Genomic DNA, 12,205 nt, shown 5'->3' with positions numbered 1-12,205 from the left:
CTTGCCGGCGATCCACTCGGCCACGGCCACGCCTTCTTCGGAACCTTTGTGCGCGAGCATCGGGCCGCGTACGGCGTCACCGATGGCCCATACGCCATCGACGCCGGTGTGGTTGTGTTCGTCGACCGCGATGCGGCCGCGCTCATCGAGCTTCACGCCGGTGTCGTCGGCCAGCAGACCGTCGGTGTAAGCGCGGCGGCCCACGGCGACGAGCAGCTTGTCGACGGTAATGTCGTGCTTGCCGTCCTTGTCTTCATAGGTGAGAACGACGGCGTTGTTCTTGATCTCGGCCTTGCTCAGCTTGGCGCCCAGCTTGATGTCCAGACCAAGCTTGGTGAATTCTTTGAAGGCGATCTTGGCGATATCTTGATCGGCAACGCCAAGGAAATCCGGCAACGCTTCGAGCACTGTGACTTCCGAACCCAGGCGACGCCACACGCTGCCAAGTTCCAGGCCGATCACGCCCGCGCCGATCACACCAAGACGCTTTGGCACTTCGTTGATATCGAGCGCACCGGCGTTGTCGAGGATGTACTTGTTGTCGAACTTCGCGAACGGCAGTTCGATCGGCACGGAGCCCGAGGCGAGGATCACGTTCGTTGCGCTGATCGTCTGTTTGCTGCCGTCGTTTCCGGTGATTTCGACGTTGTTACCTTTCAGCAGTTTGCCCTTGCCAAAGAACGGCGTGACCTTGTTCGCTTTGAACAGCTGGCCGATACCACCGGTGAACTGCTTGACGATCTTGTCCTTGCGGCCAATGAACGTGCCGAGGTCGACCTTCGCGTTCTCGACGCTGATACCGTGCGCCGGCAAGTTGTGCGCGAGGTTGTAGAACTGCTTGGACGAATCCAGCAATGCCTTGGACGGAATGCAGCCCACATTGAGGCAGGTGCCGCCGAGTGCCTGCTTGCCGTCTTTGCCGACGAAGGCATCCACGCATGCGGTCTTGAGGCCTAGCTGTGCAGCGCGGATCGCGGCCACGTATCCGGCAGGGCCGGCGCCGATGACGATGACGTCGAATTTTTCGCTCATGTCTTTTCTCGCTTTGTTCCTCTCCCTTGGGAGAGGATGCCCGGAGGGCAGGTGAGGGTACGTGCGGAGCGAGGTGCTGCGGTGTTAGCGCACCCTCACTCCAGCCCCTCTTCCACAAAAAGAGGGGCCTGTGAGGTTTACATGCCGAGCAGCATGCGCTGCGGATTTTCCAGTTGATTCTTGATATCGACCAGGAACAGCACGGCATCTTTGCCGTCGATGATGCGGTGGTCGTAGCTCAGCGCCAGATACATCATCGGCGCGGCGATCACCTGACCGTTTTCGACAATCGCACGCTCCTTGATGGTGTGCATGCCGAGAATCGCGCTTTGCGGCGGATTCACGATCGGCGTCGACAGCAGCGAACCGAAGGTACCGCCGTTGGTGATGGTGAACGTACCGCCCTGCAGATCGTCCAGGCCCAGCTTGCCATCACGCGCTTTCTTGGCGTAGTTGGCGATGCCCTTTTCGATATCGGCGAAGCTCATGTTCTGCACATCGCGCAGCACGGGCGTGACCAAGCCCTTATCGGTGGACACGGCGATCGAGATGTCCTGATAGCCGTGATAGATGATGTCGTTGCCATCCACCGAGGCGTTGACGATGGTGTGACGCTTCAGCGCTTCAGCCGCGGCCTTCACGAAGAAGCTCATGAAGCCGAGCTTCACGCCGTTCGCCTTTTCGAACTGCTCACCCAGCGTCTTGCGCATCTTGGTGACTTCGGCGAGGTTCACTTCGTTGAACGAGGTGAGCATTGCGATGGAGTTCTTCGACTGCATCAGACGTTCGGCGATGCGAGCGCGGATGCGCGTCATCGGCACGCGTTCTTCCGGACGCGAACCTGGCGTGGGGGCCACGGCAGGCGCCGCAGCGGCCGGGGTGCCGCCCTTGCCGTAGTTGACCAGGTCTTCCTTGGTCACGCGGCCGTCGCGGCCGGTGCCAGCAACCTTGGATGGGTCGATGTTCTGTTCGGTCGCGACGCGCAGGCCCGCCGGGGAGAGATCCTCGGCACCTTTGCCGCCGGTCTTCGCGGCAGCTGCCGGAGCGGAGGCTGGAGCGGGCGCAGCGGCGGCCGGAGCCGGTGCCGGCGCGGATGCCGCAGCGCCTTCCTCGATGATCGCAATCACTTGCTGGCTGTTCACCGTGTCGCCCGTCTGGAACTTCAGTTCCTTCAGCACGCCGTCGACCGGCGAGGGCACTTCAAGCACTACCTTGTCGGTTTCCAGGTCAACCAGATTCTCGTCGCGCTTGACCGCTTCACCGGCCTTCTTGTGCCAGGTGGCGATGGTGGCGTCGGAGACGGACTCGGGCAGAACGGGGACTTTGACTTCGGTGGACATAGATGAATCCTTAGGGTTTAGCACTCATCCGTGAGCGCGTAGATCGAAAGCGATCGTCCCGACCGCATTCCTAAACACGATTTATTCTGCTGAGTGATCCGGGCCGACCGGTGCGACGAGTGCCTGTTCGACCAACGCCGCCTGTTCGGCAATGTGATCGTTGAGATGACCGGCTGCCGGTGCTGGCGAACGAGCGCGACCGGCATACGACAGGCTTTGCTTGTTGTTCACGCAGGCCTGCAAGTGATGACGGATTTGGAACCATGCGCCCTGATTCATCGGCTCTTCCTGGCACCAGATCACTTCCTTGGCGGAAGGATACTTTTCCAGTTCGGCCGTGACTTCCGGACGCGGGAACGGATAGAGCTGCTCGACGCGCACGATGGCAACGTCAGTGAGCCCGCGCTTGTCGGCGTCTTCGAGCAGGTCGTAATAAACCTTGCCCGCGCACAGCACGACGCGCTTGACCTTCTTCGCCGGCAGGTCGCGGTGTTCGCCGATCACCAACTGGAAGCTGCCGTTCGCCAGTTCGTCCAGCGTGGACACGGCGAGCTTATGGCGCAGCAGCGACTTCGGCGTCATCACGATCAACGGCTTGCGCACCGGGCGCAGCATCTGACGGCGAATCATGTGGAAGTCCTGCGCCGGCGTGGTCGGCACGCACACCTGCATGTTTTCCATCGCGCACAACTGCAGGAAGCGTTCGAGGCGGGCGGAGGAATGCTCCGGACCCTGGCCTTCGTAACCGTGCGGCAGATACAGCGCCAGACCGCACAGGCGATCCCACTTCGCTTCACCGGAGCTGATGAACTGATCGATCACCACCTGCGCGCCGTTGGCAAAGTCGCCGAACTGGCCTTCCCATATGTTGAGTGTGTACGGATCGGTGGTGGCATGACCGTATTCGAACGCCATCACCGCTTCTTCGCTGAGCAGCGAATCGATTACTTCCACATTCGCGTCGCTACGCAGTGTGGCGAGCGGCATGAACGTGTGGCCGTCTTTCTGGTCATGCAGTACGGCATGACGATGGAAGAACGTACCGCGACCGGAATCCTGACCTACCAGACGCAGGTTGTGACCTTCGTCGATCAGCGTCGCATAAGCGAGGTTTTCGGCAAAGCCCCAGTCGCCGGGCTGTTCGCCGCTGGCCATCTTGCGGCGGTCGTCGTAGATCTTTGCGACGCGCGACTGCAGCGTGATGTCTTGCGGAATGTCCAGAATGCGATTCGCGAGTTGGACCAGCTTGTCCTTCGCCACACTCGTCTTCACCGGGGTGGACAGTTTGTTGCCGAGGAACTGGCTCCAATCCACTTCCACATCCTTGGTCAGTGACGGATGCAGGTCGGTCATCGCGGCGCCGGCTTCAAGGCGATCGCGGTAGGCATCGAACTGCTTCTGCGCATCACCGTCGGCCATCAAGCCTTCTTTCACGAGCTGCTGCGCGTAGAGTTCGCGCGCTGGCGGGCGCTTGCGGATGATCTGATACATCATCGGCTGCGTTGCAGCAGGTTCGTCCGCTTCGTTGTGACCATGGCGGCGATAGCACACCAGATCGATGACGACGTCTTTGCGGAACTGCTTGCGGTATGCGTAAGCGAGGCGCGTGACTTGGATGACCGCTTCCGGATCGTCGCCATTCACATGGAACACCGGTGCGTTGACCATCTTGGCAAGGTCGGTGCAGTACAGCGTCGAACGTGCGTCTTGCGGATTGGACGTGGTAAAGCCGACCTGGTTGTTGATCACGATGTGCAGCGTGCCGCCGATCTTGAAACCGCGGGCCTGCGACATGTTGAACAATTCCATGTTCACGCCCTGACCAGCCAGCGCGGCATCGCCGTGAATCAGCACAGCGAGCGATTGCGTGTGTTCGGTGTCCTTGCGACGGATCTGGCGCGCATGCACGGAACCGGCAACGACCGGGTTGACGATTTCCAGATGCGAGGGGTTAAACGCCAGGGCCACATGCACGCCACCCTTGGGTGTGCGCACGTCGGCGGAGAAGCCCATGTGGTACTTCACGTCGCCGGAGTGAGCCGGATCGTCTTGGGTATGCTCGAACTTGCCTTCGAACTCGTTGAACAGGGTCTTCGGCGGCTTGCCGAGAATATTCACCAACATGTTCAGGCGGCCGCGGTGGGCCATGCCGATCACGAGATCCTTGATGCCGTTGTCGCCTGCAGCGCGCACGACGTCATCCATCATCGGGATAAGGCTGTCGCCACCTTCCAGCGAGAAGCGCTTCTGGCCGACGTATTTGGTGTGCAAATAGCGCTCGAGCCCGTCGGCGGCGGTGAGGCCGTCCATGATGCGCTGCTTGCCGGCCTTATCCAGGCCCGCGTTGCCGTTAGCCTGTTCGAGGTGGCTATAGATCCAGTTGCGCTGAGCGTGGTCGGAGATGTACATGAACTCCGCGCCGACCGTGGCCGTGTAAACACGCTTCAGGCGCGCGAGCAACTCGCGCAGCTTCATGCGCTGGCCGCCGCCGCCGAAGTTGCCGCAATCGAATTCGGTGTCGAGGTCCGCGTCCGACAGGCCATGGAAAGCCAGGCCCAGGTCCGGCGCATCCATCTTGTGCGCAAGGCCAAGCGGATCGAGATCGGCGGCAAGGTGGCCGCGCGAACGGTAGGCCGTCAGCAGGCGCAGTACGCCAGCCTGTTTGCGCGCATGCTCGTCGCTGACGGGCGCCGCGGCAACGCCATTGGAGCGATGCTTTTGCGCAGCCTCGATACGCGCAATGGCCGCGGTGTGGGAAACATCTCCCGACTCGCGGCCCTTGAAGGTCTTGAAGTAGGTGTTCCACTCGGCGGGCACCGACTCGGGGTCGGCAAGCCATGTGTCATACAACGATTCAACGTAATCGGCGTTGCCGCCTGCGAGTTGCGAGGAATCGAAAAACTCGCGGATCAGGTTTGTGCTCACGTCACCACCGGCAGGGAAGGGAGGCCAGCAGCAAATCGCCTGATCAAGGCGATTCGCTGGCGAAAAATCCTGTTAATTATAGCCTGGGGCTGCTGCGATGCGGCAACCTGTCTGCTATGCGAAGTTAGTCCTGGCGCGTTGCAGGAAGTGCGGGCGAATGCTGCAGTGACAAGGTCTTGGGCGAAAGTCGCTAGTCAAAGCGGTTCATGCACTTAGCGCCGCATCTTCAGGCTTGTTCAGCCAACAGTTTACAAACCCAGCGGCTGCAACTGACTGGCCGGCTCGGACCGTTCCCAGATTTGTTCGAAATCGAGCAGCAGCGGCGCCTGTCCCGGGCCATCTTCCAATGCTGCCCGGCCTTCCAGTCGGCTGGCATCGGGCAGGAACAGGTAACCGTAGGTGTCGTTGAGCAGCCAGAACGCCGTATTCACCGGGCCGCTGTCGTCTTCGCTGGCAGGTGTGCGGATCTGGATGGCGCTGGGTAGCCGCTGAGCAAGATCGATCAGGCGATGACCTGACCGCAATGCCGCGTCGGCGTTGCCCAGGACGATGCGGATCTCGGCGTTGCGTCCGGACGTTGCGATGCGCCGGAGCTCTGCCAGTTCGGCCGAACTGCCGAAGGCGTCGGCCGGCAACGATGGCAGATGAATGGCGAGCTTGTATCGTGCGGCGGCGAGCAATTGCAGTCGTGCGGCTGCAAGTTCGTCGCGATCCCGAACGGCGTGTGGGCCTTTTTTTTCCGTGTCCGGCGTCGTACTCATGCGCGGCTAGTCCTCAGCTTGCGTGCGATCAGGTGGCCGTCGTTGACCAGTGAAAGAAGCAGCGCACGTTCGTTCGCATTCAAGTCGAACGGCGGTGATAGCGTGCGATGCGAACAAAGCTGCTGAGCCCAGCGAGATGTCGCTGGATAGCCGTGACCATTCGCGAAAAGCGTGTAGCGCGATCCGTTTTGTGCCCACGCAAAACGCGACCACGGATGACGAAGCAGCGATGCGCCACCCGTCAACTGTTTCATCAACGCGGCTTCGCTGAGTGGTTTGGAGGGCGCCAGCGGCGTCTGCGCGCTGCGATAACGCGTGATGAAGCGGCCGAACCAGTCGAGCAACATCGCATCGTCCATGCCGGCTGCAAAAGGCAGTGCCGCGCGGATGCGCTTCAACGCATCCTTGCCGATCTCGCCGGCGCGTTTGGCCGGTTCCAGATCCGGGTCGGCGTAGCGCATGTCGTCCGGCAAATGCTCGGCGAGATAGTCGGCCAGATCGCCTACGAGCTCCGCTTGCGACGGCGCGCGCATGCCGATCGAGTACGTCATGCATGGGCCGCCAAATGCCACGCCGTCGTGCGGAACGCCGGGCGGGAGATACAGCATGTCGCCCGCATCGAGCAGCCATTCGTGGGTGGGTTCGAAATGGCTCAGTTGTTTCAGTTCGACGTCGCTGCGGAAGTCTTTCGGTGCATTGGAATCGGTGCTGACCGCCCAGTGGCGCTGCCCTAACCCCTGCAGCAAAAACACATCGTATTGGTCGACATGTGCGCCTACACCGCCGCCGGATTCGGCATAGGAAATCATCACATCGTCGACGCGCCAGGTTGGCAGAAAGCGGAAGTGATCGAGGAGTGCCGCGACGTCCATATCCCACTTGTCGACGTCTTGCACGAGCAGCGTCCAGTTCGCATCGCCGGTTTTCGCAAAATCACTTTCAGCAAGCGGTCCTGTTTTGACGTGCCAACGCTCGCGATCTTCATCGTGCTGGATCAAACGCGAGAGCGCTGCGTCCTCGCATGCGAGACCTGCGAGATCCTCGGGGGCGACCGGCGATTGGAAGTTCGGGAATGCGTTGCGAATCAGCAACGGCCGTTTCTGCCAGTAATCGCGCAGGAACTGTGCGGGTGTCATGCCGAGTGGCAGCTTGGGCGTGCCGCTTACTTCGATGGGCAGCGCTTTGCGGGAGGTTTTCGAGAGGGCCATAAACGCCATTGTAAGCGCGAGCGCTGGCCGCCGTGATCAGCGAACGATGCGATAGAAGTTGTACAGACCCAATGCCAACACCGTCAGACCTGCCAGCAAGGTGGTCAAACGCGGCGGCAGGCGGCGCACCAGCCAAGCACCAAACGGCGCAGCGATCACGCCACCCACAATCAATCCCAGCACAACGTGCAATTTGCTTTCGCCGATGCTGAGCAGAAAGGTGATGCTGGCCGCGAGGCTGACGATGCATTTGGCTAAATGCACACTGCCGATTACGTAGCGCGGCTCCTGGCCGCGCGCGACCATAGTGGTTACCGTCAGCGCACTCCACCCGCCGCCGCCCGCGGCGTCGAGCAGACCCGCAATGAACCCGAGCAAGCCCGTTCCGGGAGGCACGTCATGTCGCAGGTCCTTGCGCCGGGTTGTTCGGAACAGTAGGAACAAACCCATCAGCACGAGATACGGTGTGAGGAAATAGCGAATCCACGACGGCGGAAGATGGGCTAGCAACGTGGCACCGATCACTGCGCCGATGACACCGGGAATCGCCAACACCCAAAATAGGCGGCGCTGCACGTTGCCCGCCCACCAGTGACTGATGCCGGACGCGCCGCAGGTGAATGTCTCCGCATAGTGCACGCTGGCACTCGCCAGTGCCGGCGGCATGCCCATGCCCAGCAACATGCCCGCCGATGTCACGCCATACGCCATGCCCAGCGCGCCATCCACAAGCTGGGCGAGCGCACCGATGCCGGCGAAAATCAGGAATTCGGAGAAGGGCGCCATGAGGCTCGTTCGGGTCGGGCAGAGGGCATCATGACAAATCACATGACGCCTTGTCCGGCCCGATCGATCAGATTTCCTTCGCCAGATCGTCGGCGAGGCCGATGTAGGTGCCCGGCGTGAGGTCCATCAGGCGCTTCTTGGCATCCGCAGGAAGCGCAAGGCTGTCGATGAACTGACGCATGGATTCGCGCGTGATGCCCTGACCACGTGTCAGCGCCTTGAGCTGCTCGTACGGTTCAGGCAAGCCATAGCGGCGCATCACGGTTTGCACCGCCTCGGCCAGTACCTCCCAGCTGGCATCGAGATCGGTGGCGATGCGCTCGGCATTGACGTTGAGTTTGCCCAGGCCCTTCTGCAGCGACTCCAACGCAACGAGCACGTGACCGAATGCGGTGCCCAGCGCGCGTAGCACGGTCGAGTCGGTGAGGTCGCGCTGCCAACGGCTGATGGGCAGCTTTTCCGCGAAGTGGCCGAGCAGTGCATTGGCGAGGCCGAAGTTGCCTTCCGCGTTTTCGAAATCGATCGGGTTGACCTTGTGCGGCATGGTCGAGGACCCGACTTCACCCGCTTTGAGCGCCTGCTTGAAATAACCGACGGAGATGTAACCCCAGATGTCGCGCGCCAGATCGATCATGATCGTGTTGGCGCGGCGCACGACGTCGCAGTACTCGGCCACACCGTCATGCGGCTCGATCTGCGTGGTGTACGGGTTGTAGTCCAGGCCAAGACCGGTGACGAAACGCTGCGAAAACTTGCGCCAATCCACATCCGGATAAGCGATGGCATGGGCGTTGTAATTGCCAACGGCGCCATTGATCTTGCCGGGCACTTCCACCGCCGCAAGCTGCTTGCGCTGGCGCTCCAGACGCGCCACCACATTCGCCAATTCCTTGCCTAGCGTGCTCGGCGACGCCGTTTGTCCGTGCGTGCGCGACAGCATCGGCAGGTTGGCGTTCTGATGCGACAGTTCGCGCAGCTTGGCGATGATCTTGTCCAGCCAGGGCAGCAGCACGGTTTGTCGCGCATCGCGCAACATCAGTGCATAGGAAAGGTTATTGATATCTTCGCTGGTGCAGGCGAAGTGGACGAACTCTTTCGCCTGGGCGAGCGCCGCATCGTTGCCGATACGTTCCTTGATGAAGTACTCCACCGCCTTCACGTCGTGATTGGTGGTGGCTTCGATCGCCTTGATGCGCGCGCCGTCGTCCACGCTGAAATCGGCGGCAATCGCCTTGAGCTTGGCCATCTGCGCCTCGGTAAAGGGCGGCAGCTCGGCAATGCCCGACTCGGCGGCCAGCGCGAGCAGCCACTCGATCTCCACGTGCACGCGGCGATGCATCAGGCCGAATTCGCTGAAGATGGGGCGCAGCGCCTCGGTTTTGCTGGCGTATCGGCCGTCCAGCGGGGACAGGGCGGTGAGGGCGTGGGTGGACATCGGGCAGCTTCCGGGGGATCAGAATCACCTATTTTACATTGAGCAGCCTCTAACGTTTGCGGGCTTATAGTTACCCGGTCCCCTACGCAAGAGATGCAACCATGAGCGGATTCCGCACCGAGCACGACAGCATGGGCGAACTGAAAGTCCCCGCCGACGCCCTTTACGGCGCGCAGACACAGCGCGCGATCGACAATTTCCCGATTTCCGGCTTGCACTTGCCGCGGTCTTTTATCCGCGCGCTCGGTTTGATCAAGGCCGCCGCCGCCGAAGCGAATCTTGCGCTCGGCTATCTGAAGAAAGGGCAGGCGGCGGCGATACGCAAAGCGGCATTGTCGGTGGCGGAAGGTCAGTTTGACGCCCAGTTTCCGATCGACATTTTCCAGACCGGCTCGGGCACCAGCACCAACATGAATGCCAACGAGGTGATTGCGCATGTCGCGGCAAAAGCCGGCGCCAAGGTTCATCCGAACGATCACGTGAACTATGGGCAAAGTTCCAACGACGTGATTCCCACCACGATCCACGTCAGCGCGACGTTGACCACGCATGAAGAACTGTTGCCTGCGCTGAAGCATCTTAAGCGTGTGATCGATCGACGCGCGCATGAATTGCGCAATGTTCCCAAAACCGGACGCACGCATCTGATGGACGCGATGCCGGTGACCTTCGGTCAGGAACTCTCAGGATGGTCTGCGCAGATCGGATCGGCCATCGAGCGCATTCAGGATAGCCTCAAGCGCATGCGCCAGTTGCCGCTTGGCGGCACCGCCGTCGGCACAGGGATCAATGCGGATCCGAAATTCGGCGCTGCCGTGGCACGCGAACTGAAAAAGCTCACGGATGTGCGCTTCGACTCGGCCGATAACTATTTTGAAGGCATGGCCGCGCAAGACGCTGCGGTTGAACTGTCGGGTCAGCTCAAGGCCCTGGCGGTAGCGCTGATGAAAATTGCCAACGACCTGCGCTGGATGAATTCTGGCCCGCTCGCGGGAATTGGCGAAATCGAGCTGCCCGCATTGCAGCCTGGTTCGTCCATCATGCCAGGCAAGGTCAATCCGGTGATTCCGGAAGCGACAACGATGGTGGCAGCGCAAGTGATCGGCAACGACGCATCGATCACCATCGCCGGGCAATCGGGCAATTTCCAGCTCAATGTGATGCTGCCGTTGATTGCCTACAACTTGCTGCAATCGATCCACATTCTCGCTAACGTCTCGCGGTTGCTGGCTGACAAGGCCATTGCCGGCTTCAAGGTGAATACCGAGCGCGTCAATCTCGCGCTGGCGATGAATCCGATTCTTGTGACGGCGTTGAATCCGGTCATCGGTTACGAAAAGGGCGCAGCGATAGCCAAGCAGGCCTACAAGGAAAAGCGTCCGATCATGGATGTGGCGCTGGAAAAATCGGGCCTGTCGAAAGAAGAGCTGAAGAAGTTGCTCGATCCGCGCGCATTAACAAAGGGTGGCATCCACGGCGGCGGTGGCGGCGGAGGTTGACGGGACAGTCAAAGCGATGCCGCCTTTCGGGCGGCATCGTAGATGAGCGTCAGTCCTTTGTGCCGTCCATGCAATCTTTCGCATCGCCGGGACCAATGATGTTGCCGTATGGCTTGAATGCAGGAAGCTGCGGAGTGAGTTGAGTTTGCACGGCCTGGATGCCGCTGACGTCCTGGCAGATCTTTCTGGCCGCTTCCTTGACGAGCTGAGCCTTGGCGCTCACGTCCTGCTGAATCTTGTCGGGATCGCCGCTGGCCAACCGCGTCGCCACACTCTTGAGTGCTTGCGCACCGACTGCCGCACCGGCTTTGCCGGTGGCAATGCCGTCGGTGCGGATCGCATAGGCATTTTGATAGTACGACTTTAGCAACTGGCGTTGCGTGTCGTTGATGCTCACGCTTTGCTGGTCGATCAGTAGGTCGCCGTTCTCGTTGATCGTGGCGTCAGGCGAACCATCGACACGCAATACCACATGGTCGTTGTTCAACCGGATGTGTCCATTGGCCATGTTGGTCGAGCCGTCGATAACGATCACATCGTTGTCGGATTTGCCGCATGCCGTAATGAACAGGCAGGCCGTCAGTAGTCCAAGAGCGAGCGTGCTTTTCATGAGTGCGTGACCTGCTGTGCCGATGGTTGACCTAACGTTGTCGGGTGACTCATTCGTTCTAGTCGTCGTCCTTGTCGCACGACTTTTCCTCGTCGGTAAAAATCTTGCCGTACGGTTTGAAGTCGGGGAGCTGGGCGGCCAACTGATTTTGTACGTTCTGTACGTTTATCTGGTCCTGGCACATCTTCTTGCCCAGTGTTTTCAATTGAGCGGCACCATTTTCGGCGTCCTTGTCGGTCTCATCCTTGGACTTGCCGCTCAACTTGTCCTGCAGCGCATTCTTGCCCATGCCTGCGCCGACTTTGCCCATTTCGACGCCGGTGTCGTGCACATCGGCGACGTTCTCGTAATAGAGCACCAGAAGTCCCTGCTGTGGCGGTGTAGTGGTGATCGTCTTGTCGCCGATCTGCAGTTCGCCTCTCGCATTGATGATGGCATTGGGCGCGCCATCGGCATGCAGGGTCACGACGTTGTCCCTCAACGTGACGGCGCCGTTCGCCATGGTGGTATCCGGCATATCGCAGGCGCCCAGAAGAACACACAGCGCTGCGAGAAGAATCGTTCCTTGGTACTTCATGATGCGTTCCCCGATCAGATCATGGTTTGCTA

Annotated in this window: 10 protein-coding genes; 1 reads left to right on the top strand and 9 read right to left on the bottom strand. The window is 60.5% G+C overall.

Going from position 1 to position 12,205, the window contains the following annotated elements:
* The 7 genes from VK725_RS04480 to purB all read right to left on the bottom strand — a co-directional run.
* Positions 1 to 1,032 (bottom strand): FAD-dependent oxidoreductase (locus tag VK725_RS04480; RefSeq protein WP_325316856.1); only part of this gene is annotated, 1,032 nt, incomplete at its 3' end.
* 137 nt (positions 1,033 to 1,169) lie between these two features.
* A complete protein-coding gene (gene odhB / locus VK725_RS04475) occupies positions 1,170 to 2,372 on the bottom strand; it encodes a 2-oxoglutarate dehydrogenase complex dihydrolipoyllysine-residue succinyltransferase (RefSeq protein WP_325316855.1) in 1,203 nt (400 codons plus the stop codon).
* 81 nt (positions 2,373 to 2,453) lie between these two features.
* A complete protein-coding gene (locus VK725_RS04470) occupies positions 2,454 to 5,297 on the bottom strand; it encodes a 2-oxoglutarate dehydrogenase E1 component (RefSeq protein ID WP_325316854.1) in 2,844 nt (947 codons plus the stop codon).
* A 248-nt stretch (positions 5,298 to 5,545) separates the two neighbouring features.
* Positions 5,546 to 6,058, bottom strand: a complete 513-nt coding sequence (locus VK725_RS04465) for a hypothetical protein (protein WP_325316853.1) — start codon at positions 6,056 to 6,058, stop codon at positions 5,546 to 5,548.
* A complete protein-coding gene (locus tag VK725_RS04460; protein ID WP_325316852.1) occupies positions 6,055 to 7,266 on the bottom strand; it encodes a cupin domain-containing protein in 1,212 nt (403 codons plus the stop codon). The genes VK725_RS04465 and VK725_RS04460 overlap by 4 nt, the downstream gene beginning before the upstream one ends.
* Before the next feature lie 36 nt (positions 7,267 to 7,302).
* The gene (locus VK725_RS04455; RefSeq protein ID WP_325316851.1) at positions 7,303 to 8,052 is read right to left on the bottom strand and encodes a sulfite exporter TauE/SafE family protein; all 750 of its coding nucleotides are present in this window, start codon (positions 8,050 to 8,052) and stop codon (positions 7,303 to 7,305) included.
* 67 nt (positions 8,053 to 8,119) lie between these two features.
* Positions 8,120 to 9,487 carry an adenylosuccinate lyase gene (gene purB, locus VK725_RS04450; protein WP_325316850.1) on the bottom strand — a complete coding sequence of 456 codons (1,368 nt, stop codon included), beginning with the start codon at positions 9,485 to 9,487 and terminating at the stop codon, positions 8,120 to 8,122.
* A gap of 101 nt (positions 9,488 to 9,588) precedes the next feature.
* Between purB and VK725_RS04445 the strand changes: the two genes are divergently transcribed.
* Positions 9,589 to 10,986: a class II fumarate hydratase gene (locus VK725_RS04445; protein WP_325316849.1), complete on the top strand. Its 1,398-nt coding sequence runs from the start codon at positions 9,589 to 9,591 to the stop codon at positions 10,984 to 10,986.
* Positions 10,987 to 11,035: 49 nt separating this feature from the next.
* Here the strand turns inward: VK725_RS04445 and VK725_RS04440 are convergent, their stop codons facing one another.
* Positions 11,036 to 11,596 (bottom strand): DUF2884 family protein, encoded by a 561-nt coding sequence (locus VK725_RS04440; protein WP_325316848.1) that lies wholly within the window; start codon positions 11,594 to 11,596, stop codon positions 11,036 to 11,038.
* 58 nt (positions 11,597 to 11,654) lie between these two features.
* Positions 11,655 to 12,205 (bottom strand): hypothetical protein (locus VK725_RS04435; protein WP_325316847.1); only part of this gene is annotated, 551 nt, incomplete at its 5' end.

This window comes from Dyella sp. (assembly GCF_035486915.1).
GTDB lineage: Bacteria > Pseudomonadota > Gammaproteobacteria > Xanthomonadales > Rhodanobacteraceae > Dyella_B.
This window is presented reverse-complemented; position numbering and strand designations above follow the sequence as displayed.